Annotated in this window: 27 protein-coding genes; all 27 read left to right on the top strand. The window is 43.7% G+C overall.

The annotated features are described in order from the left end of the window. Positions 1-24 precede the first annotated feature (24 nt). The 27 genes from topA (at position 25) to flhB (ending at position 23641) form a co-directional block, all read left to right on the top strand. Entirely contained in the window at positions 25-2124 is a 2100-nt protein-coding gene (topA, locus tag NSQ66_RS18390) for a type I DNA topoisomerase (RefSeq protein WP_036688567.1), read from the top strand. 8 nt (positions 2125-2132) lie between these two features. After that, positions 2133-3515: an FADH(2)-oxidizing methylenetetrahydrofolate--tRNA-(uracil(54)-C(5))-methyltransferase TrmFO gene (gene trmFO / locus NSQ66_RS18385; protein WP_076141003.1), complete on the top strand. Its 1383-nt coding sequence runs from the start codon at positions 2133-2135 to the stop codon at positions 3513-3515. Between the two features lie 17 nt (positions 3516-3532). Continuing rightward, complete coding sequence (hslV, locus tag NSQ66_RS18380) at positions 3533-4075, top strand: ATP-dependent protease subunit HslV (RefSeq protein ID WP_036688562.1); 543 nt, start codon at positions 3533-3535, stop codon at positions 4073-4075. A gap of 33 nt (positions 4076-4108) precedes the next feature. Beyond that, positions 4109-5509 (top strand): ATP-dependent protease ATPase subunit HslU, encoded by a 1401-nt coding sequence (gene hslU, locus NSQ66_RS18375; RefSeq protein ID WP_076141002.1) that lies wholly within the window; start codon positions 4109-4111, stop codon positions 5507-5509. Positions 5510-5898: 389 nt separating this feature from the next. Then, entirely contained in the window at positions 5899-6306 is a 408-nt protein-coding gene (gene flgB / locus NSQ66_RS18370; protein WP_038571975.1) for a flagellar basal body rod protein FlgB, read from the top strand. A gap of 6 nt (positions 6307-6312) precedes the next feature. Continuing rightward, positions 6313-6759, top strand: a complete 447-nt coding sequence (gene flgC, locus NSQ66_RS18365; RefSeq protein WP_036688555.1) for a flagellar basal body rod protein FlgC — start codon at positions 6313-6315, stop codon at positions 6757-6759. A 34-nt stretch (positions 6760-6793) separates the two neighbouring features. After that, positions 6794-7105, top strand: coding sequence for a flagellar hook-basal body complex protein FliE (fliE, locus tag NSQ66_RS18360; protein ID WP_036688553.1), 312 nt, complete (start codon positions 6794-6796; stop codon positions 7103-7105). A 34-nt stretch (positions 7106-7139) separates the two neighbouring features. Beyond that, positions 7140-8726, top strand: coding sequence for a flagellar basal-body MS-ring/collar protein FliF (gene fliF / locus NSQ66_RS18355; protein WP_076106359.1), 1587 nt, complete (start codon positions 7140-7142; stop codon positions 8724-8726). A gap of 4 nt (positions 8727-8730) precedes the next feature. After that, entirely contained in the window at positions 8731-9747 is a 1017-nt protein-coding gene (gene fliG / locus NSQ66_RS18350) for a flagellar motor switch protein FliG (protein ID WP_038571969.1), read from the top strand. After that, positions 9740-10588 carry a FliH/SctL family protein gene (locus tag NSQ66_RS18345; protein ID WP_036688548.1) on the top strand — a complete coding sequence of 283 codons (849 nt, stop codon included), beginning with the start codon at positions 9740-9742 and terminating at the stop codon, positions 10586-10588. The genes fliG and NSQ66_RS18345 overlap by 8 nt, the downstream gene beginning before the upstream one ends. Then, positions 10581-11894, top strand: a complete 1314-nt coding sequence (fliI, locus tag NSQ66_RS18340; RefSeq protein ID WP_036688546.1) for a flagellar protein export ATPase FliI — start codon at positions 10581-10583, stop codon at positions 11892-11894. Before NSQ66_RS18345 ends, fliI begins: the two co-directional genes overlap by 8 nt. A gap of 9 nt (positions 11895-11903) precedes the next feature. Beyond that, entirely contained in the window at positions 11904-12347 is a 444-nt protein-coding gene (fliJ, locus tag NSQ66_RS18335) for a flagellar export protein FliJ (protein WP_038571963.1), read from the top strand. A 39-nt stretch (positions 12348-12386) separates the two neighbouring features. Then, entirely contained in the window at positions 12387-13304 is a 918-nt protein-coding gene (locus NSQ66_RS18330) for a kinesin (protein ID WP_036689098.1), read from the top strand. Between the two features lie 24 nt (positions 13305-13328). Then, positions 13329-14810: a flagellar hook-length control protein FliK gene (locus tag NSQ66_RS18325; protein WP_076141000.1), complete on the top strand. Its 1482-nt coding sequence runs from the start codon at positions 13329-13331 to the stop codon at positions 14808-14810. A gap of 33 nt (positions 14811-14843) precedes the next feature. Then, positions 14844-15341, top strand: a complete 498-nt coding sequence (locus tag NSQ66_RS18320) for a flagellar hook capping FlgD N-terminal domain-containing protein (RefSeq protein WP_036688543.1) — start codon at positions 14844-14846, stop codon at positions 15339-15341. After that, the gene (locus NSQ66_RS18315; RefSeq protein ID WP_036688541.1) at positions 15338-15721 is read left to right on the top strand and encodes a TIGR02530 family flagellar biosynthesis protein; all 384 of its coding nucleotides are present in this window, start codon (positions 15338-15340) and stop codon (positions 15719-15721) included. The genes NSQ66_RS18320 and NSQ66_RS18315 overlap by 4 nt, the downstream gene beginning before the upstream one ends. Positions 15722-15825: 104 nt before the next feature. Continuing rightward, positions 15826-16644, top strand: coding sequence for a flagellar basal body rod protein FlgG (gene flgG, locus NSQ66_RS18310; RefSeq protein ID WP_036688538.1), 819 nt, complete (start codon positions 15826-15828; stop codon positions 16642-16644). A gap of 89 nt (positions 16645-16733) precedes the next feature. After that, the gene (locus NSQ66_RS18305) at positions 16734-16958 is read left to right on the top strand and encodes a flagellar FlbD family protein (protein WP_036688535.1); all 225 of its coding nucleotides are present in this window, start codon (positions 16734-16736) and stop codon (positions 16956-16958) included. Further along, entirely contained in the window at positions 16955-17422 is a 468-nt protein-coding gene (locus NSQ66_RS18300) for a flagellar basal body-associated FliL family protein (protein ID WP_036688532.1), read from the top strand. The genes NSQ66_RS18305 and NSQ66_RS18300 overlap by 4 nt, the downstream gene beginning before the upstream one ends. Before the next feature lie 39 nt (positions 17423-17461). Further along, complete coding sequence (gene fliM / locus NSQ66_RS18295; protein ID WP_036688529.1) at positions 17462-18460, top strand: flagellar motor switch protein FliM; 999 nt, start codon at positions 17462-17464, stop codon at positions 18458-18460. After that, positions 18450-19754, top strand: coding sequence for a flagellar motor switch phosphatase FliY (gene fliY / locus NSQ66_RS18290; RefSeq protein WP_036688526.1), 1305 nt, complete (start codon positions 18450-18452; stop codon positions 19752-19754). The genes fliM and fliY overlap by 11 nt, the downstream gene beginning before the upstream one ends. A 26-nt stretch (positions 19755-19780) precedes the next feature. Then, positions 19781-20146: a response regulator gene (locus NSQ66_RS18285; protein WP_036688523.1), complete on the top strand. Its 366-nt coding sequence runs from the start codon at positions 19781-19783 to the stop codon at positions 20144-20146. 9 nt (positions 20147-20155) lie between these two features. Beyond that, on the top strand, positions 20156-20680 hold the full coding sequence (locus tag NSQ66_RS18280) for a flagellar biosynthetic protein FliO (protein ID WP_036688521.1): 525 nt from the start codon (positions 20156-20158) through the stop codon (positions 20678-20680). Next, positions 20677-21438, top strand: coding sequence for a flagellar type III secretion system pore protein FliP (fliP, locus tag NSQ66_RS18275; RefSeq protein ID WP_036688518.1), 762 nt, complete (start codon positions 20677-20679; stop codon positions 21436-21438). The genes NSQ66_RS18280 and fliP overlap by 4 nt, the downstream gene beginning before the upstream one ends. A gap of 21 nt (positions 21439-21459) precedes the next feature. Further along, positions 21460-21729, top strand: coding sequence for a flagellar biosynthesis protein FliQ (gene fliQ, locus NSQ66_RS18270; RefSeq protein WP_036688516.1), 270 nt, complete (start codon positions 21460-21462; stop codon positions 21727-21729). Between the two features lie 9 nt (positions 21730-21738). Continuing rightward, positions 21739-22524 (top strand): flagellar biosynthetic protein FliR, encoded by a 786-nt coding sequence (fliR, locus tag NSQ66_RS18265; RefSeq protein WP_036688514.1) that lies wholly within the window; start codon positions 21739-21741, stop codon positions 22522-22524. A 22-nt stretch (positions 22525-22546) separates the two neighbouring features. After that, the gene (gene flhB / locus NSQ66_RS18260; RefSeq protein WP_036688512.1) at positions 22547-23641 is read left to right on the top strand and encodes a flagellar biosynthesis protein FlhB; all 1095 of its coding nucleotides are present in this window, start codon (positions 22547-22549) and stop codon (positions 23639-23641) included. Positions 23642-23658 lie beyond the last annotated feature (17 nt).

Below are 23658 nucleotides of genomic sequence, written 5' to 3'. Positions count from 1 at the left end.
AGTGTTAACGAGGAGGAAGAGTCTATGGCAGATGCATTAGTTATTGTCGAGTCGCCTGCAAAAGCGAAGACAATTGGCAAATATCTAGGTAGTAAATATATTGTAAAGGCATCAATGGGACATATTAGAGATCTACCGAAGAGTCAAATTGGTGTTGAGGTGGAGAATGATTTCAGTCCCAAATATATTACTATCCGCGGTAAAGGATCTATATTGAAGGAATTGAAAGACGCTAGTAAAAAAGTTAAAAAAGTTTATCTCGCAGCTGACCCCGACCGCGAAGGGGAAGCAATTGCTTGGCATTTGGCGCATGCGCTGGATTTAGATAATACACAAGAATGCAGAGTTGTTTTTAATGAGATCACCAAACAAGCGGTAAAAGATGCTTTTAAGACACCGCGTAAGATTAATATGGATCTCGTGAATGCACAGCAGGCTAGACGTATTCTGGATCGACTGGTAGGGTACAAGATTAGCCCTCTATTATGGAAGAAAGTCAAAAAAGGTTTATCTGCTGGACGTGTACAATCCGTTGCCGTGAAGATCATTATGGATCGTGAGAATGAAATCTCCGCTTTTGTACCCACCGAATATTGGAGCATAACAGCCAAGCTTGGAATACGGGATTCCGTCTTTGAAGCTAAGTTTCATAAGCTGAATGGTGTGAAAAAAGAACTGAACCAGGAAAGTGATGTTCAGGAGGTTCTTGAAGCCATTAAGAACGCATCTTTTAAGGTGAGTGATGTGAAGGAGAAGGAAAGACAACGTCATCCTTCGGCTCCTTTTACCACCAGCTCCCTACAACAGGAAGCAGCCCGTAAGCTTGGATTCCGTGCCGCTAAGACAATGTCTGTTGCACAGCAGCTATACGAAGGTGTGGAACTCGGTAAAGAAGGTACCGTAGGTTTGATCACTTATATGCGTACAGACTCCACGCGTCTCTCTGTCACCGCTCAGGATGAAGCTAAAGAGCTTATAACAGCTAAGTATGGTGAGAAGTTCTTGCCAGAATCCCCACGGCAGTATTCTAAAAAGGCAGCTGGAGCACAGGAAGCGCATGAAGCGATTCGTCCTACCTCGGCATTACGCGAACCTGAAATGGTCAAAGAGTTCTTGAGCCGTGATCAATTCCGTCTCTACAAGCTAGTGTGGGAGCGGTTCGTATCAAGTCAGATGTCTTCTGCCCTGCTGGATACGCTTTCGGTCGATATTGCTGCAGGTACTGCTACATTCAGAGCTGTTGGTTCGAAGGTTTCATTCCCCGGGTTCATGAAGGTTTATGTAGAAGGCAACGATGACGGAACTACAGATGAAGACAAGTATTTGCCGCCGCTTCAAGCGGGAGATGCTTTAAATAAGCAGGAGATCGAGCCTAAGCAGCACTTTACACAACCGCCTCCACGATATACGGAAGCAAGACTTGTAAAGACGCTTGAGGAGCTGGGTATAGGCCGTCCAAGTACATATGCCCCAACGCTGGAAACCATCCAGAAGCGTGGGTATGTGGCTATTGAAGAGAAAAAATTCATGCCAACCGAACTTGGCGAGCTTGTTATAGAGCAGATGGAGCAATTTTTCCCGGAAATCCTAAACGTTGAGTTCACGGCGAACATGGAAGGGGATCTTGACCATGTGGAAGAGGGCTCAGAAGACTGGGTAAAGGTTCTTGCAGAGTTTTACGAATCGTTTGAGAAGCGTTTGGTGTTCGCGGAAGAAGAGATGAAAGAAATTGAGATTGAAGATGAAGTCTCTGATGAGATCTGTGAGAAATGCGGCAAACCTCTCGTGTATAAGCTGGGTCGCTTTGGAAAATTCCTAGCATGCTCTGGCTTTCCTGATTGCCGAAACACAAAACCGATTATCAAGGATATTGGCGTAACTTGTCCTAAATGTCATGAAGGTAAGGTTGTGGAGCGACGCAGTAAAAAAGGGCGTGTTTTCTATGGCTGCGATCAGTACCCTGGTTGTGATTTCGTTTCATGGGATAGACCTTCTATAAAACCATGTCCATCATGTGGATCTTGGATGATTGAGAAACGTAATAAGCAAGGAACCAAGCTACAATGTACGTCTTGTGATCATACAGAGGCGGTTCTAGACAACGAAGAAGAATTAGCAGATTAATAGTCTCTATGGGAGGAAAAAAGACAGTGTCAGATACAGCAAAAGTAACAGTAATTGGAGCGGGTCTCGCAGGAAGCGAAGCCGCTTGGCAAATAGCATCACTAGGAGTACCGGTAAGATTATATGAGATGAGACCCGTAGTAAAGACACCAGCCCATCACACGAATCAATTTGCTGAACTGGTATGCAGCAACTCCTTGCGTGCGAATGGACTAGGAAATGCTGTAGGTGTATTGAAGGAAGAAATGCGGCGTTTGAACTCTCTTGTATTAGGTGCTGCTGACCGACACGCGGTACCCGCAGGAGGAGCACTCGCCGTAGATCGTGACGGATTCTCAGGTGAGATCACCCATACTTTGCATAATCATCCGCTCGTTGAAGTCATAAATGAAGAACTTACGCATATACCGGAGGAAGGGATTGTTGTTATTGCAACGGGCCCTCTAACTTCACCGGCATTATCTGCTGAAATAAAAGGGCTGCTGGGTGAAGAGTATTTCTACTTCTATGATGCAGCAGCACCGATTGTTGAGAAAGACACCATTGATATGAACAAGGTGTATTTGGCTTCCCGTTATGATAAGGGAGAAGCGGCTTATCTGAACTGTCCGATGACAGAAGAGGAGTTCGACGTGTTTTATGATGCGTTGATTTCTGCTGAAACAGCAGCTCTCAAGGATTTTGAGAAAGAGATATACTTTGAAGGCTGTATGCCTATTGAAATCATGATGAAACGCGGTAAGCAAACAGCGTTATTTGGCCCAATGAAGCCAGTAGGACTTATCAATCCGCATACAGGTAAACTTCCTTACGCGGTTGTGCAACTCCGTCAGGATAACGCTGCCGGCACACTTTACAATCTTGTTGGTTTTCAGACCCATTTGAAATGGGGCGAGCAGAAGCGTGTATTCTCGCTGATCCCAGGTCTTGAGAATGCTGAATATGTTCGTTATGGTGTGATGCACAGAAATACATTTATTAATTCTCCTAAACTTCTGCACCCTACCTATCAGATGAAAGGCAAGGAAAGACTCTTTTTTGCTGGACAGATGACAGGTGTAGAAGGTTATGTTGAATCAGCTGCTTCCGGGCTCATAGCTGGTATTAATGCTGCACGGGCAGCACTCGGACAGGAAGGACTGATCTTCCCGCAGGATACTGTTCTAGGCAGCATGCCAGCTTATATTACTTCAGCCGATCCAGAGCATTTTCAGCCTATGAATGCCAATTTCGGTCTGTTGCCGAAGGTAGAGAAGAAGATCCGCAATAAGAAGGAAAAGAATGAAATGTTAGCTCATCGCGCTCTGGACAGTCTTGCCGAGTATGCCAACCGTACAGGACTCGCTTATTCGGAGCCGGAGGTTGTCGATATCGAACAAAGCCCATCTTAAGGAGGTAACTTACAATCATGGTACCCAGCTTTCATGCGACTACAATTTGTGCTGTAAGACATAACGGACAGGCAGCTATAGCAGGTGATGGACAGGTTACATTCGGAGAGAGTGTTATTATGAAGACGACGGCCAGAAAAGTCCGTCGCCTGTACAGAGGACAAGTAATAGCAGGTTTTGCGGGGTCCGTTGCGGATGCTATTACCCTATTCGAAAAATTCGAGGGCAAGCTGGAGGAGCATCATGGGAACCTGCAGCGGGCTGCAGTTGAATTAGCGAAGGACTGGCGTCAAGATCGTATTCTTCGGAAGCTTGAAGCTTTGATGATTGTTATGGATAAGGAAGGAATGCTCCTGATCTCCGGAAATGGTGAAATTATCGAACCGGATGATGACGTTCTTGCGATTGGTTCCGGTGGTAATTTTGCGCTGGCTTCAGGTCGAGCACTCAAACGTCATGCACCCAATCTTTCCGCTGCGGATATTGCTAGAGAATCGCTTCAGGTAGCATCTGAAATTTGTGTGTACACTAATTCCAACATTATTGTTGAACAATTATAGACTCAGTGCCATAGAGACAAGGAGGAATTCACGATGGTGAATCAATCGCTTACACCCCGTCAAATTGTAGCCGAATTGGATAAATATATCGTAGGTCAGAAGCAAGCCAAGAAATCGGTAGCTGTTGCGCTCCGTAATCGGTATCGGCGCAGTCTGCTAACAGAGGAACTGCGTGATGAAGTCGTCCCTAAGAACATCCTGATGATCGGACCTACAGGTGTGGGTAAGACAGAGATCGCCCGGCGTCTAGCAAAGCTTGTTAATGCACCGTTCATCAAAGTGGAGGCTACTAAATTCACTGAGGTCGGTTATGTAGGTCGAGATGTGGAATCTATGGTTCGTGATCTGGTAGAGACTTCTATTCGTATGGTCAAGCTTGAGCGTACGGAGAAGGTTAAGGATCGTGCGGAAGAACTGGCTAATGAGCGGATCGTTTCTATATTGGTCCCTTCCTCTTCCAAAAATAAATCACAAAAGAATCCTTTCGAGATGATTTTTGGAGGGAATTCTGCACAAGAGGACTCTAAAGAAGACACTGAGCAGGATGGAAGTTTAAGTGAACGCCGCCGTGGGGTTAGATTTAAGCTGTTAGCTGGTCAGCTGGAAGATGACATCATTGAAATTGATGTTGAGGATACAGCGCCAACTATGATGGATATGTTTGCAGGTCAAGGTAACGACCAAATGGGTATGAATATGCAAGAGATGTTCGGCAGTTTGCTGCCTAAGCGGACGAAGAAACGTAAGCTTCCTATTCGCGAAGCGCGCAAGGTACTCATTCAGGATGAGGCGGCTAAGCTGATTGATATGGATGATGTGATCCAGGAATCCGTGACTCGGGCTGAACAATCAGGCATTATTTTTATCGATGAAATCGATAAAGTAGCAAGTCAGGGAAAAGGGTCTGGACCGGATGTGTCGCGTGAAGGCGTGCAACGGGATATTTTGCCGATTGTAGAGGGTTCAACCATTATGACGAAATACGGTCCTGTGAAGACGGACTATGTACTCTTTATGGCTGCCGGAGCTTTCCATATTGCTAAGCCTTCAGATTTGATTCCAGAACTTCAAGGCCGTTTTCCGATTCGCGTAGAGCTGAGCAGTCTAACGTTAGAGGATTTCGTTTCTATTTTGACGGAACCAGAGAATGCTTTAACTAAACAATATGTGAATCTGCTTAAAACAGAAAATTTAGAAGTGGAATTCCAGAAGGATGCTATACATGAGATCGCCAAAATAGCGGCTTCAGTGAATCAAAATATGGAGAATATAGGTGCACGGCGTCTTCATACTATTTTGGAGAAGCTGTTAGAGGATCTTTCTTTTGAAGCCCCTGAGCTGACTTTGGAGAAAATGGTTATTACCCCAGAGTATGTGCGCGAGAAATTGGCAAGTATAGCTCAGGATCGTGATTTAAGTCAGTATATTCTTTAAAGCGACAAAAAAACAAAAAATCTATGTATTTTGAATTTGGGCATAACGGATTAGATAAATTACAAATTGGTGTCGTGGAAACGTAAAAATATGTCAAAACATGCAATTAAAAAGAAAATAATGAGTTAAAAATGTAAATAAATAGTAATAAAGTGCTAAAAGCCCTGTCTTTTCTAAAAAGATAGGGCTTATTTCTTATTGTAATAATATACAAATTAAATGAAAATCAATGTATGTGAAAATGCTAAGTGTTGTTCATTGCGACAGCGTTCGACGGAATACCGTAAATTTTGAGTATTTTTCTTCTTTATTTGTCGAAAGCAAGCAGGTTTTTTGATGGAAGTTGTGGAATTCTTTTCATTATGATAGCTTTGAAAGGAGGAATTGTCTTGGGATTGCTGAATAGTGTCAGTTTTCAACGATTGCAGGGAGGCATTGATGCTGCCTATAAACGACAAAGTGCTCTAGCAAATAACGTGGCTAATCAAGATACGCCCAATTTCAAACGTTCTGATGTTTCATTCGAAAGTATCCTGCAACAACAGGAAAGTGGAATCCAATCTACACTTAGAGCGAAAGTTTCGGATACCCGGCATTATCAATTTGGCAGCAACACAATTGTTCCCGCTGCTGTTGAAAATACTGATGAAACTACCTCTATGAACAATAACGACAATAATGTGGATGTAGATCGCGAAATGGCGTTAAGCGCAGAGAACCAGCTTAGGTATAGTTCTTATGTTGAACAGATTAACAGCCAGATTTCGATGATGCGAGCCGTAATTCAAGGAGGATAAGAGAGTATGAACTTTGGTAGTAGTTTTGGGATCAGCGCATCTGCATTAACGGCTCAACGGTTGCGGATGGATGTAATTTCTTCCAACGTAGCCAACGCTGAAACTACAAGAGCATCCGTGGTTGATGGCAAGGCTGTTCCTTACCGACGTAAGTTGGTGGTTTTGGAAACGAACGAAAGTAATAAATTCTCGAATATACTAAATTCGAAAATGAACAATAGCAATGAAGGGGTTAAGGTGCAGTCGATCATAGAAGACACTTCACCATTGAAACCGGTATACAATCCGAGCCATCCTGATGCGGATGCTGAAGGATATGTCTATATGCCAAACGTAGACATTACCAAAGAAATGGTTGATATGTTATCTGCATCTCGTTCTTATGATGCCAATGTCACGATGCTTAATGCATCCAAGGCTATGGTAAGCAAGGCACTCGAAATTGGTAGATAAATGAATGTTAATTAACTTAAGGGGGGGGAAACAGTTGATACAGAATATATCTAATGGGGTTCAGGCTGTACAGCAGCTTGCTATGAAACCGACATCTTCCGAAGTTTCATCCACTCCTGCTAATTCGATGGAGAGCTTTGGCTCTTATCTTGAGGATGCGCTCAATAAAGTGGCTGATCAGGAACAACAAGCTAAGGATATGAGTAATAAATTTGTATTGGGAGAAGTGAACATTGACGAAGTGATGATTTCTTCCCAACAGGCTCTACTGAGTTTACAGTTGACTACACAAGTCCGGAACAAAGTGATTGAAGCCTATCAAGAAATTATGAGAACTCAAATATAATAAATCCTAGCTTAGTTTCGGATGGGGTGACACTGTGAATGAAAGATTTGCCCAATATCGGGAGAAGGTTCTCTTGTATTGGAACAGATTTAGTGGTAAACAGAAGATTTTATTCTTTTCAACATTGTTTATCATTCTAATAATAATCGTAGTTATGACCATGCAGCTTTCAAAAACAGAATATGAAGTAGCATTTCAAGATTTGGACAGTACGGATTCGGCTGGAGTAATGAAAGCCTTAGATTCAGCAGGTGTTTCATACCGATTAAGTCAAGATGGAAAGAGTATTTCTGTACCAAGTACAGAAGCAGCTCGGGTCAAGGTGGATATCGGTTCTCAGGGGATTGTTCAAGGTGGTTCTATCGGATATAAAGTCTTTGATGAAAACTCATCGATGATTGGTACAACAGATAGCGAGTTTAACGTGAAGTACAATAATGCATTAAACGGTGAAGTTGAACAGTTAATGAGACGCATGCAAGGGATTAAAGATGCAAAAGTGCTGATTAATTTGCCTAAAGAGACAGTTTTTGCCTCACAGGCTGATCAGGAGCAGGCATCTGCATCCGTTGTGCTTTCATTTGATCCAGGATTTAGACCTACTCAAGACAATATTGACGGGTATTTCAATCTTGTGAAAACTGCTGTGCCCAATTTGCCAATTGACAACATTACCATTGCAAATAATGAAATTGAATTAATGCCAACAGCTAAAGGTGGACAGGCTGGAGTCACAAACCAAGTTGAAGAAAACTTCGCTCTTCAGAAAAAATTCGAAGAAGAAGTAAAGAAAAATGTGAAACAATTCCTTAGCACTCTTACCGGTCCTGATAAAGTGGATGTTCTTGTGTTCTCAAAGTTGAACTTTGACAAGGAAAACCGGAAGGAAGATCTTGTTACCCCTGTGGATACAGAGAACATGAAGGGGATTGAGATCAGTTCACAGATAATTAGTAATTCGTATTCGGGTCAAGGAAACACGACTGGCGGAGTGGCTGGCACTGGTTCTCAAGATGTTACGGGCTATCCTTCTGATGCGGGTGCGGATACTTCTACCTCGGAGGAATCTTCTGAAACGAGGAACTACGAAGTTAACCGAATTACTAAAGATGTTATTGCTAGTCCGTATACTGTTAAAGACTTAACCATAAATGTTGCAGTTGAACCACCTTCAGGAGAAAAAACTTTAGATGATGCAACATCAGCTGCAATTCAAAATATTTTGGTGAATATTGTTCGCGCTTCTCTTGCAGATTCAGGTACTACATATACAGACGCTGATTTGACCAAAAAGGTTTCGGTCTACTCGCAACAATTTGGTGGCACCGATGCCAACACCGTTAAAGGTGGTCTCGCTTCTTGGATGATATGGGCTATCGGAGCAGCAGCATTGCTGGTTGGAGCAGGTGGAGGATATCTAATCTACCGGAGTCGTAAACAGACTGTGGAAGAGGAAGATGAAGACATTCCATTGCAGGTTCCTACTGAATTTCCTTCTATTAACTTGGAGAGCGTGACGAATGAAAGTCAAGTTCGTAAGCAATTGGAAAGTTTGGCCAAGAAGAAGCCAGACGAATTCGTAAATCTGCTGCGTACATGGCTTGCAGACGAACAGAGGTGAACTAATGGCAAAGGCTAGCCAGCAGGGACTTAGTGGCCGTCAAAAAGCTGCGATCCTGCTTATCACACTAGGGCCCGAGGTATCGGCGCAAATTTTCAAACATTTAAGAGACGAGGAAATTGAACAGCTGACTCTTGAAATTGCCAATGTTCGCAAAGTGGACAGCAGTGAAAAAGAGTCGATCATGTCTGAATTCCATCAGATATGCCTCGCCCAGGAATATATATCACAAGGCGGTATTAACTACGCTAAAGAAATTCTGGAGAAAGCGCTTGGGTCAACAAAAGCAATGGAGGTCATTAATCGTCTGACTGCAACATTGCAAGTAAGACCTTTCGATTTTGCACGAAAAGCGGATCCTAATCAGATTCTCAACTTTATCCAGAATGAAAATGTACAGACTATTGCACTTGTATTGTCTTATCTGCAATTTGAACAAGCTGCCGCAATCCTCTCCTCGCTTCCTCAAGAGAAGCAGGCAGAGGTGGCGAGAAGAATTGCTGTTATGGACAGCACCTCTCCGGAGGTAATTACGCAAATTGAACGTGTGCTGGAGCAGAAGCTTTCCGCTACAGTAACTCAGGATTATACAAATGCTGGTGGTATCGAATCGATTGTACAAATCTTGAATGGGGTTGACCGGGGGACAGAACGTACGATTCTGGATTCTCTCGAAATTCAAGATCCAGAACTTGCCGAAGAGATCAAGAAACGGATGTTCGTATTCGAAGATATTGTCAATGTGGACAATCGTTCGATCCAACGCATTATCCGTGATATTGATAATGCGGATCTACAGCTTGCTCTCAAGGTTGCCAGCGAAGAAGTACGGGATGTTATTTTCAGAAATATGTCCAAGCGTATGGCAGAAACGTTCCGAGAAGAAATGGAATACATGGGTCCTGTGCGGCTGCGTGATGTTGAAGAAGCACAGACTCGTATTGTAGGCACGATCCGCAGACTCGAAGAGTCTGGTGAAATTATCATCGCTCGTGGCGGAGGAGATGACATCATTGTCTAAGCTGATCAAACACTCCCAGTATGTTCCGGTTGATGTCTTTAAAAGATTGGAACAGGCCCGGCAATATGCGGGCCTAACTGAGGAGCCCGTTCCCGAGGAGACTTTAAGCGAGACTGACTATCATGATCCCGCACGTGAAGAGGCAGAAGAGACGCGTAAGCAAATGCTTAAGGACGCTCAGGATTTTGCTGAAGAGCAGGTTCGGAATGCATCTCTTGAAGCGGAACAGATTGTAGAGTCCTCGAAAGCGGAGGCTGAAGAGTGGTGGAAACAACGGCGTGAGCAGGATGAACATCTGATCGAAGCTATCAAAGCTGAAGCTCATCAGCAAGGTTATGAGGAAGGTGTTTCTCAGGCTGAGGAAGAGATGAAGCATAAGATTGCAGAGATGATGGAAGAAGCGCGTGCTGTTTTGACTGAGGCTTATAAAGCTAGAGAAGTTATTATTCAGGAAGCGGAGCCTTTTTTAGTAGAGTTAAGCTGTGATATTGCAGAAAAAATTGTGGACAAGCAATTAACAGTAGAGCCACAATTCGCAATGGACTTAATTCGCAAAAATCTGGCTCGTAAGCGAGAACAGGGTTTGATCTCACTTTGTGTATCCCCAGCGCAGTTCGCTTTTGTGAATGCTGCTCGGGAAGAATTATCACTAGCTGTTGATTCACAGGCTGAACTGCAAATCTTGCCCGACTCAACGGTAAAAGACCAAGGATGTGTTATCCGCTCTTCCTTTGGCAGCATAGATGCTCGAATCGACACTCAGCTCGCAGAGATCAAAAAAGAGCTGGTAAGAATTGCGCTGGACACCGATGAGCAGAGAAATGGGGAAGACGATGCTTAATAGCAACCGTTATAAGGAGCAACTTCGTAATCTCGATCCGGTGAGGATCAATGGGAAAGTGACGCAGGTAATCGGTCTAATGGTTGAATCGGAAGGTCCTGACGCAAGTATAGGTGATGTATGCTACATCTACCCTTCTAAAGGAAACAAACCGCTGCAAGCTGAGGTCGTTGGTTTCCGTGATAACAAGGTACTATTGATGCCACTTGGTGAACTGCAGGCGATTGGACCTGGTTGTGATGTAGTGGGCACTGGTAAGCCGCTTAGCGTGCAAGTAGGTTCTGAATTATTAGGAAAAGTACTGGATGGTCTGGGGCAGCCGCTTGATGGCTCTCTCATTCCAGCACGAATGCCACATAGCTCTACCTTTAATATTCCTTCCAATCCACTTAATAGACCGCGGGTGCAGGAGCCCATTAGTATCGGTGTGAGAGCGATTGACGGTTTGCTAACGATTGGCAAGGGACAACGGGTCGGTATTTTTGCTGGCTCGGGGGTCGGTAAGAGTACTTTGATGGGGATGATTGCCCGGAATACATCAGCTGACGTAAATGTTATTGCTCTGATTGGTGAGCGTGGCAGAGAAGTATTGGATTTCATTGAACGAGATTTGGGACCAGAGGGCTTGCAGCGATCCGTAGTAATTGTTGCTACCTCAGACCAACCTGCATTGATTCGCATAAAAGGTGCGCTTATCGCTACAACGATTGCCGAGTATTTCCGCGATCGAGGCCTTAATGTAATGCTGATGATGGATTCGGTCACCCGTTATGCTATGGCCCAACGTGAAGTTGGACTTGCAGTTGGAGAGCCGCCAGCCATGCGGGGATATACACCTTCGGTGTTTGCAAGCTTACCCAAACTGCTGGAACGTGCTGGTACAGGTCCTACAGGCTCTATAACAGCCTTCTACACGGTACTAGTTGATGGTGATGACATGAACGAGCCAATCGCAGATGCAGTCAGAGGAATACTTGACGGACATATCGTACTCAATCGAAACATTGCTAACAAAGGACACTTTCCAGCAATAGATGTTCTTTCCAGCATAAGTCGAGTAATGAAGGATATTGCTCCAGAAGAACAGATTGCAGCAGCGGAGAATGTGAAGCGCCTTATGGCCGTTTACAAGGATTCAGAGGATTTGATTAATATTGGAGCTTATCAGAGAGGCTCTAATGCTCAAATCGACGAGTCGATGGAATTTATCGACAGTATATGGGATTTCACCAAACAAAAGGTGAATGAAAAAGTTACGCTGGCTGAAGTTCAACAGTCTTTAATTTCACAGTTCTCAAGGAGTTGATTCGGTATTATGAGGTTTCATTATACTTTTCAAAAAGTCGTTGACTTGAAGGGCAATGAGAAGACACAGGCAGAATGGATGCTCTCAAGCGCGCTTGGAGAATTGCAGGCACAGGAAAGAAGCCTGGATGAACTCATCTTTCAGCGGAGTGCTATCATGCTATCCTTACAAAATGCCGCAGAGCAAAAGACACCTATGGTTAAGATTCGTGAAATGCAGGAGTATGTGGAATATCTGGATAAATGCATTGCCCGTAAGCATACGGACATTAGCCGTGCACATCAAGAAGTCCAGAAGAAACAAGATCAGTTAAGCACTAAGGTTTTAGATGAAAAAGTATGGTTGAAGGCAAAAGACAAGGCTGAGACATTGTTTCAGCAAAGTATGATTTTACGGGAACAAAACGAACTGGATGAGATGGCAACCGTCCGCTTCGCGATGAAATCCCTCTAACCCGGGAGGTTTCCGCTAGTGGCTAATATTGATAATGATATGGAACTTGAAAATGAAGGGTCAGCGGGGAAATTTGAGCGGTTCTTATTCTTAATGATACCGATTATATTCACGCTAGTACTGCTTGGAGTACTGTTGACGCTTTTTAATATGGACATTCGTAATAATGTACTTGAAGTTGCGAATAAAATTCCTATCCTGGAAAAATGGGTTCCTGATCCGCCTGCAGATCCTTCTAAACCGAAGGAAGAAAGCAAAAAGCAGGAAGTGAGCTCAGCGACAACGATTAAGGAGCTTAAAGCTCAGCTCGCCCAGCAGGAAGAAAACCTGAAGAAGGTTACAGATGAAAAAACTGCCCAGGATACCAAGGTTCAGGCGCTAGAGTCACAGATTGAAGGAATGAAGAAGGAAGCTGAAACCGCAGAGGCAAGCACAGAAGAAGCTGAGGATCCTTATCAGAAACAGGTTTCTGATTTGGCTAAGCTGTATGCGGGCATGAAAGCTTCAAAGGCTGCACCGATCATGGAGAATTTAACTACAGAAGAAATGGTGCAGATCTTCAGTGTCATGAGTAAAGCGAGTAAAACTGCGATTTTGGAAAAAATGGATCCGCAAAAAGCTGCAGATGTAACGATAAAGTTAAAAGAAACTACATCTTCGAGTGACATGGCGATTGCAGCTCTTCAATCTAGATTGAAGAAAGACGCCGGTACAACAGCAACTGCGACAACTAGTACGAATTTGGATAAGGAAAAGTTGAATCAGACCTTCAGTTCAATGACTCCTGCTAATGCAGCATCGTTACTAGGAGAAATGTACAAGATTAGCCCTGATAAGGTTGTGACGATTATGAATACCGTAAGTGATAGTGTTCGTTCATCTATTTTGGGAGAAATGACTAAAAATGATAGCGCGCAAACTGCGAAAATTGTTAATCGTCTGATGGGTGCTAAATAGATAGGGAAAGGAGGTGAAAAATAAATGAGTTTAGTCGTTCAATCGCTTGTGAGTGCAAACACAACTGCAGTAAATGGGAGTACATCGACTACAACGGGCACAACAACGACAGCTGCACCATTTGCTCAAACCCTGGTACAAACCATGGGAGGCAATGCCAACACCTCGTCGACTCCAGCTGAACCCCTATTGGCAAATCTAGCTTCTTTGCTGCAAGGCCTGTTAAAGGAAGTGCAGCCGACTGGAGAAGAGCAAGCAGGGCAAGACACTCAGAAGGGTGATCTCCTTGAAAAACTTGCTGCTGATGTTGAGAAGCTGGATGAAAGTATCAGTAGTGATCCTGCTCTGTTGGTAGCCTTACAGGCTTGGATTCTTCAGGTATCTGCACTTTTATCTGGAAGCCATGCCACAGAGGATGGCACTGCTACAACGGAAGCAGAAGTGGCTGGAAGCTTGTCCCCATTGGCACAGAATGCTGATACATTGAGATTTGCAGTTCAAGACGACCTGCAAAGTTTAGTTTCTATGATTCAGGAAGCTGCAGTGAGTGGCAATGAGGAAGTAGCAACTAAGGGAATCAGTTTATTGAATAATTTCACAGCGCTTTTAGAAGAGTCCTCCTCTAACACTAATAAAGGGAAGGGAAAGACGAGCAATGTGAATGCTGCTTCTGTTTCTTCCGTAGAACAGCCCGCTATCACTGAAAGCAAAAATAATCCAACGGATAAAACACTTCAGAATGTGAGCAATCGTTCCGGAGAAGCTGTTGTAGTGAAAAATGATACGGTTGTCAGCTCGCCAGTGACCTCAGGAACTGTGCAAGAAGCTGAAGCAGAGACTGCGAACACGCCGTTAATCAAGACAGGTGTAACCGGGGAAACGAAGTCAACAGAATCCACTCTAGATTCCACGCTAGGAATTACAGCTAACGAAGGGGATCATGAGGTTGTTACTGCGGGTCAGTTATCTCTGCGCGGAGGAATTACAGCACCGCTGAAGGCTGAAGTGCCAGCAGCGCCTGTTCCGGTTCAGCAATTTGCTCAAGAAATGACAGGTTTCATTACAGGCAAATTAGAGATTGTGCAAAAAGGTGGGATCGCTGAAGCGACTATATCCCTTTTTCCAGAAAATCTCGGACAAGTTGATGTTAAGATCACAATGCAAAATGGTCATTTAGTTGCCCAGTTCATGACTGAACATACCGGTGCTAAAGATATGCTGGAGCAACAAATGAACCAGCTTCGCGCTGCATTGCAATCTCAGGGTCTTCAAGTGGAGAAGCTGGAAGTTACGCAAAATAATACCCCACTTAATTCGCAATGGGGGCAGGAAGGACGCCAACCTAATTCCGGAAGTGGACAGCAGGGTAGACGTTCCAAAGAAAGCAGAGAGGAAGCCAGTGATGCCGTTCTTGCCGCAGAGCTGAATGGTGAATGGAAGGACTGGGTTTCAAATGCGGGACAAGAAGATCAGTCCCAAGGTGGATCTTTTTCTGCTAAGGCTTAACTCTAATAACAAACGAAAGAGAGGTGAGTGGTTATGGCGACAACAGTTCCGGTCTCTACTAAAGATCAGTGGAATTATACAACTCCCGACTCTAGTGCACGGACAACGGGTAATTCTACTTTAGGTAAGGATCAGTTTTTGAAGATTTTGATTACTCAGCTGCAAAATCAAGATCCGATGCAACCGATGGAAGATAAAGAATTTATTGCGCAAATGGCCCAGTTTACATCCGTGGAGCAATTGATGAATATCTCTACTCAGCTTAATGCTATGAATCAGTCCCTTGGATCTGTATCCGGGTTGATTGGTAAAGATATTACTTGGACAGACACCGCCACAAAGCTGCCTAAGACAGGTAATGTTGAATCTATCGTTGTTAGCAATGGTATTCAATATGCGGTTGTGGGAAAAGACAGAATTGCTTTAACCGATATTACACAAATTCAGAATGCCGCAGCAACGCCAGAAAGCGGTTCTGGTACAGATAGTAATACTCCGGAGAATAGCGGAGGAAGCGGGGCGAGCATATGAGTGACAGGCTTACTATAGGCCAGCTGTATCCTGCGTCCCTGCATTCTACAACGTTACAACGATCTTCGCTGCCTAAGCAGTCTGTGGCGGGGGAAGCTTCTTTTGAGAGTTTGCTGCAACAGAAACTATTAAAATTCAGCAATCATGCTGCTAAGCGCCTAGAACAAAGAGGGATAGAGCTTGGTAGCGGTCAGCTGGATCAAATTTCATCTGCTGTGGACAAAGCTGCTGCTAAAGGAAGTAAAGAATCCTTGATATTAATGAAGGATTTGGCGTTTATCGTTAGCGTTCCTAATCGCACAGTAGTTACTGCTATGGATGGTAACTCGATCAAAGATAATGTATTTACACAAATCGATAGTGCAATAGTGATTTCATAATAGGCTGGTCCTAACGGAAAGCCGAGGCGGCCGCTGACCGACTGACGCGGTCCCAATTCACTTGGAAAGTTATTAGGACTCTATAATCTGGGAGGACATTAAACATGTTAAGATCAATGTATTCAGGGGTTTCAGGAATGAGAGGCTTTCAAACTAAGCTTGATGTAATCGGTAATAATATTGCTAACGTCAACACTATCGGGTTTAAATCCGGACGTGTTATGTTCAAGGATATTATGAGCCAAACCGTTTCTGGTGTTACTGCACCGGGTGAGGATGGTCAAGGTGGGGTAAATGCGAAACAAGTTGGACTAGGTGTTAGTATTGCTTCTATAGATACCCTACATTTGGCTGGTAGTGCTCAAACCACCAACAACCCAACAGATTTACGTATCGATGGAGATGGTTTTTTTCTGGTTAAGCTTACTGAGGATCAAGATACTGCATTTTTGACCCGCGCCGGAGATTTCCACATTGACGCTGCGCGTAATCTTGTTACCGCTGACGGACTTCATGTTTTAGATTCCGACGGTGGGATCATTCAATTAGGTGACGATGTAACGGCGTTTTCTATCTCTAATGATGGAACAATTGTTCAGACCATGGAAGATGGAACGACTGGAGCTGGGGTGAAGATTGGTGTAGCCAAGGTTACTAACCCATCTGGTCTGGAGAAAATCGGAGGCAATCTGTATCGTATGACACTTAATGCGAATGCAGAAGGCGAACTAGTTCCGACTACAGCGAACAATACAGAAGATGGCACCGGGGCAATCATCTCTGGACAGCTGGAAATGTCCAATGTGGATCTTACCAATGAATTTACAGAAATGATCGTATCACAGCGTGGATTCCAGGCGAATTCCCGTATCATCACAACTTCTGATGAAGTGCTGCAGGAAGTAGTAAACCTGAAGCGTTAATTTAATCAATAAATTCTATATTTTCTTAAATGGTTCATGCGGAGTCGTGGGGGAGTTACTCCTCCCCCTATTTTGTTAGGAGGCCTGTTATGATATCGGTAACAAGATTAAATGGAACACCGATGTGGATCAATGCCCTACTGGTCGAAATGGTAGAAGAAAGCCCGGATACATACATTACGCTCGTAACCGGAAAAAGACTGATCGTTCTCGAAAAAGCCGATGAGGTTATTACGAAGATCCGGGATTATAACAGGGACATAGGCACATATGCTGCCACCATTAAAATCCAGTCAATGGAGGAGCTAACATGAAAAAGATGATGCCGTGGCTCATCACGATATTACTAGCGATTACTCTGATCGTGGTCGCCGCATTTTTACTATTGGACAGGATCTTTCCGAAAGATACGAACGAGGTAAGTGCTGCTGTTCAAAATGTGGAAACAAAACATTTAACTGCAGATGAAATCGTCGAATTGACGGCAGAGATCATTGATATCAAAACAAATCTTGCTGATCCCGATTTTATCCTTCAAGTAGATTTCGCCTTCCAACTGAGTTCTGCGAAATCAAAGGAAGAATTCGAAAAAATAAAAGAGATCAAAATCAAACCAATAATTATCAAGACGCTTGCAGATACCAAACCTGAGGACCTTAATGGAGCGAATGGAAAAGATCAGCTTAGCAGTAAGCTTATTAATCTGATCAATAAGACATTGACTGAGGGCCAAATTACTCAGATCGAAATCACCAAATTCCTTTTGGCTTCTGTGTAGCTTTATTCCTGATAATTCTTTGATAGGGGGGTGATTGAATTGGTTGATGTACTATCACAAAACGAAATTGATGCTCTGCTTGCTGCACTTTCTTCAGGTGAGATGGACGCCGATGAACTTAAAAAGGAAGAAACTCAGAAGAAAATCCGCTCTTATGACTTTAAACGGGCTGTCCGCTTTTCCAAAGATCATATCCGCAGTCTTACACGGATACATGACAATTTCGCCCGTTATCTTACAACGTATTTTTCAGCCCAATTGCGCACCTTCGTTCAGATTAATGTCGTTCAAGTAGAGCAGCTCCCTTATGATGAATTTATTCGCTCCATACCGAAAATGACGATATTGAACATTTTTGAAGCTGAACCTTTAGAGGGCCGCATGGTAATGGAAGTTCATCCAAACATTGCTTTTGCTATGCTGGACAGGTTGCTTGGGGGCTTTGGAACTGCACCTTCTAAGATTAATGCTCTAACTGAGATCGAAACAACGATTATGGAGCGTATCTTTAGTAGATGTTTTGAGAGTCTGCAGGAGGCTTGGAAAACGGTGCTGGATATTCATCCGCGGATGGAAGCTCTTGAGACGAACCCGCAGTTCATGCAGATTGTATCGCCCAATGAGACCATTGCATTAATCTCTCTAAGTACCAAAATTGGAGATACAACAGGCATGATCAATCTTTGTATACCGCATGTCGTTCTAGAGCCTATCATGTCCAGACTTTCTGTTCACCAATGGTTTGTGACAGAGAAGAAGACGCGGGATGAAGATGAGCTACTGGCCATTAGAGCTAGAGTTCATAAAGCGAAGCTGCCGATTGTTGCTGAACTTGGAGAATCGAGCTTATCCATATCTGAATTCCTAGGGCTTAGTGTCGGTGACGTGATTTCTCTCAACAGAAACGTAGATTCTGGACTGTCAATTAAGGTAGGGGAGAAGCTTAAGTTCATCGGAAGTCCCGGAATGGTTAAAGATCGGGTAGCCGTGCAAATAGACGAAATTGTCAATGAAGGAGTTGAAGAATTTGACGAGTAAAGATTATTTATCCCAAGAAGAAATCGACGCCCTTCTGAGACAATCTGCGGAGGGCTCATTAGCTCCTACGGAGAAAACGGTAGATGACTATCTAACACCGTTTGAACAGGATGCTTTGGGCGAAATTGGTAATATAACGTTTGGCAGTGCAGCAACAGCACTTTCCACTTTACTAGGGAAAAAAGTAGATATTACAACCCCTCAAGTTTCGATCATTACACGCGGGGAGTTTGAAATTGCTTTTCCTAAACCGCATGTAGCTGTTCACGTTCAATATGTGGATGGGTTTCAAGGGATTAACTCACTTGTTATTAAGATTAGGGATGCACAGGTCATTGCCGATCTGATGCTTGGCGGTGCCGGCGAACCTAAGGATGAAGAGTTGAATGAAATTCATATTAGCGCTGTGCAAGAAGCTATGAATCAAATGATGGGTTCTTCTGCTACATCGATGTCTACGATTTTTAATCGTTTTGTTAATATCTCGCCTCCGGGTATCGACATTTTGAATATGTCCAGCGGAGAAGGAGTAGGCAGTCTGCCAGACGATGAAACCCTAATTCGTATTTCGTTCCGGCTTAAAATTGGTGATTTGATAGATTCTACTATTATGCAGCTCTTGCCTGTTCAGTTCGCAAAAGATATGGTATCCATGCTACTTGGTGATGTTAGTCCGGCAGAGGAGGAGGCAGCGGTCACAATGGCTGAAACACCTGCTATGACTAATTCTGCGGAGACACCACCTCCAGCACCTCCGGTGCAACAGGCGCCCTCACAGCCCGCAGGAGGAACGCAACCACCATATCCACCGCAGGGTATGCCAGCGTATCCAGGGATGCCAGAAGGCGGGTATTATTATCCTCCAGCGGGTATGCCAGCGTACGGAATGCCTGGGATGCCACCATACGGTATGCCACCGCAAGGGATGCCATATGGACAGACACCACCGCTTAATTCTGAGGCAAATCGCAATGTAAATGTACAGCCTGTGCAATTTGCAAATCTGAATGGTGGGGCCTTTGGTCATATTGATGAAAATAATTTAAATTTATTGATGGACATACCGCTTAGAGTAACCGTAGAATTAGGAAGGACCCAGAAGCAGATCAAAGATATTTTAGAAATGTCACAAGGCTCAATTATTGAGCTGGACAAGCTCGCAGGTGAGCCTGTAGATATTTTGGTTAACAACAAGCTTATTGCCAAAGGTGAAGTCGTTGTTATCGACGAAAACTTTGGCGTACGCGTTACGGATATCGTCAGCCAGTGGGACCGAATTCAGAAATTACAATAAGCATACTTAGGGAGGATTTTGTAAAAATGGCTAACCGAATTCTAATCGTGGACGATGCAGCATTTATGAGAATGATGATCCGTGACATTTTGTCGAAAAACGGATTTGAAGTAGTGGGCGAAGCTCAGGACGGTTCTCAAGCGATAGAAAAATTCAAGGAACTGCGTCCGGACCTCATCACGATGGATATTACTATGCCTGAGATGGACGGAATCGCCGCCCTGAAAGAAATCAAAAAAGTAGATCCGGCTGCAAAGGTTATTATGTGTTCAGCCATGGGCCAGCAGGCTATGGTTATCGATGCAATCCAAGCAGGAGCTAAAGACTTTATAGTGAAGCCTTTCCAAGCTGACCGGGTTATCGAAGCTATTAACAAAACGTTGGGCGTGTAGGATAAAGTCATGTTATATTCCGAAACGCTCGGAAGCAGTAACACCCTGCTGAATTTGTTTAAAGTTATTATTGTCCTGGCGATAATCATTGTACTTATAGTGGTACTGATTCGTTTTCTTGGACGACGTAATCAGACCTTTATGAGCAACCGTTCTATAAGAACGCTTGGTGCAATAGGGCTTGGACCTAATAAGTCGATGCAGGTTATCGAACTGGGAAGCAGTCTTTACTTAATCGGGATTGGTGAAAATATATCCATTTTGGATAAAGTCACCGATCCGGATGAGGTAGCATTGATCATTGCGGCATTTGAGGATCAGTCCTCTAACCAGAATAATTTCCTCGCACCGCTTATTGCCAAGGTAAAGGTAAAGCTGCGTGGGGAGGTTCCATCTCAGGAAATTGAACTTAGTGAAACATCATCTTTTTACGAGACTCTGCAATCCAAGCTTCGTTCTGCACCAGAGCGTAAAGAGAAAATGGAAGAGCTGCTTCGGGATGATGTTACTAAGGATGAGTCGAGGAATATATGAAAAAGAAGCTAATTCTTGCTATTCTGCTGTTCGGTATTATCAGTGTGGTTATGATGACGCCGATACATGCTGATCCTATACCTAATGTTAATATTCAGGTCGGTAATGAAGGTTCAAGCAGTGGTACCAGTTCCATATCAATTCTTCTTCTTGTAACGGTTCTGAGTATTGCTCCGGCGTTTCTGGTTCTTATGACTAGCTTTACTAGAATTGTAATCGTATTAGGCTTTGTGAGAACCTCGCTGGGTACTCAGGCTATGCCTCCAAACCAGGTGCTGGTAGGACTTGCTCTGTTTCTGACCCTGTTCATTATGTCACCAACGCTGGCCACAGTGAATGAAAATGCGTTGCAGCCGTATATGAAGGGGACAATCACACAAACTGAGGCTTTTGATAAAGCTGCTGATCCGATGAAAGAATTTATGTTTAAACAGACGAACACCAAAGATCTTCTGTTATTTATGAAATACACCGGTTATACCGGATCTACTAAACCGGCTACATACAGTGATATTCCACTGACGGTGATGGTGCCAGCTTTTGCAATTGGCGAATTGAAAAAGGCTTTTACAATGGGCTTCTTAATTTTCATACCATTCCTGATTATTGATATTGTTGTGGCGAGCACACTGATGGCCATGGGGATGATGATGCTTCCCCCGGTTATGATTTCATTACCTTTTAAAATAATGCTCTTCGTACTGGTAGACGGCTGGTACTTAGTCATTAAATCACTACTTCTTAGTTTTAACACCTGACCTAAAGAGGAGGCATGAGGGATGAGTACGGAGTTTATAATCGGGCTAGCAAGCCAAGCCGTATATTTAGTGCTGGAAGTCAGCGCACCCATGCTGATTCTTGGTCTGGTGGTAGGGCTAATAATCAGTATTTTTCAGGCTACGACACAGATTCAGGAACAGACGCTAGCGTTTGTTCCCAAAATCGTCGCAGTGCTATTGGCTTTATTGCTATTTGGTCCGTGGATCATCACGAAGCTGATTGACTTTACAAGCCAAATTTTGGGTAATCTCTATATGTATATTGGTTAATCAATGAACATGGAGACCATACTGCAAAGTTTACCCGTCTTTTTGCTTATTTTTTGTCGAATAACCGCTTTTTTTGTTGTCGTTCCTGTATTTTCTTCACAAGGAGTCCCGACAACCTTTAAGATTGGCATTTCTTTTTTTGTAGCATTGGTTGTCTTTAGTGCTAACGGAACAGGGCTTACGATCCCGCAGGATTTCAGTTATATTTTGCTGATTGCCAGAGAGGTATTAATAGGATTATTGCTAGGTTTCGTTGGATATTTGATGTTTATGGCGATTCAGACAGCAGGTTCATTTATTGATATTCAGATTGGCTTCGGTATTGCTAATGTTATCGATCCTATGACTGGAACGTCTGCACCAATTCTTGGTAATTTCAAATATATGATAGCCCTGCTAATGTTTCTGAGCATGAATGGTCATCACCATCTGCTAGATGCTATTGTGTACAGTTATAAATGGGTTCCTATGAATAACGATTTATTTCTAGGCATGATTGACGGTAGTTTATCAGAGTTTCTGGTTCGAACATTTGCTCAGTCCTTTGTACTCGCTTTTCAAATGTCGGCTCCTTTAGTAACTGCGCTGTTTCTGACTGATGTTGGCCTTGCTTTCTTGGCGAGAACGGCTCCGCAATATAATGTATTTGTTATTGGGGTTCCGCTCAAAATCATTATAGGTCTTGCACTGCTTTTAGTGCTGATGCCTGGTCTGGCTGTGCTGTTTCAGAATCTCTTCGATATCATGTTCGAATCCATGGAGAATTTATTGAATCTCATGGGGAAGAGTCCGTAGGTGACCGTAAGGGGAGCGTATTATGCCTAAGACGAAGCGGTATAGACTGGATCTTCAACAATTCGCCGGTGAAAAGACGGAAAAAGCAACCCCGAAGAAACGGCAAGATGCTCGTAAAAAGGGTCAAGTAGCCAAAAGTGCTGAGCTATCCGGTGCAGTTGTATTGTTATCAGCAGTAGTTAGCTTGATGATGTTTGGTGGTTTTATGAAAGAACGCTTCATGAAGCTATATATGGATGTATTTCAGAATCAAATGACACTGGAGGTTACTCCTGAGAATATAACGCTGCTATTTAATCAATATGGACTACAAATACTGATTTTGCTAGCTCCATTACTTGGAATAGTTTTTGTTATGGCGCTGGTAAGCAATCTGGCGCAGGTGGGCTTTATGACCACGGGAGAGGGGATCACCCCTAAATTCAGCAAGCTTAATCCGATAAAAGGGTTCAAAAATATTTTCTCCATGCGTTCGTTTGTCGAGTTCCTGAAATCCATATTTAAGCTTCTAATTATTGCTTATCTGGTATATAGCACTTTATGGGGAGAAAAGAAGAACTTTGCATCCCTGTCGCATATCAGTGCGGAGGGGATTTTTAAATTTGCGGCCAAGCTGACGATGAGTCTTGGTTTGAAAATCGGGGCTGCCCTATTGGCTATGGCTTTTCTGGACTACATGTATCAGAAGTACGAGCATGAAAAAAGCCTGAAAATGTCCAAGCAGGATATCAAGGATGAATACAAAAAAATGGAGGGTGACCCTCTAATCAAAGGTAAGATCAGGGAACGCCAACGTAGAATGGCCATGCAGCGTATGATGCAGGAAGTTCCAAATGCGGATGTAATCATTACGAATCCTACGCACTTTGCTGTTGCGCTTAAATATGACGGTACCAAGATGGAAGCGCCGCAGATTATAGCAAAGGGTCAGGATTATGTAGCACTTCGCATCCGGGAGCTGGCTAAAGAGCACGGCGTCGTGACTATGGAAAACAAACCGCTGGCACGGGCATTATTCCAAAGGGCAGAGATTGGAGATGTCGTTCCAAATGATCTGTTCCAGGCTGTGGCTGAAGTGCTGGCATATGTATATAAGCTTAAAGGTAAGAGGAGATAAGGCGGGGGGGTTAGGAC

This window comes from Paenibacillus sp. FSL H3-0329 (assembly GCF_037963285.1).
GTDB classification, from domain to species: domain Bacteria; phylum Bacillota; class Bacilli; order Paenibacillales; family Paenibacillaceae; genus Paenibacillus_AQ; species Paenibacillus_AQ odorifer.
This window is presented reverse-complemented; position numbering and strand designations above follow the sequence as displayed.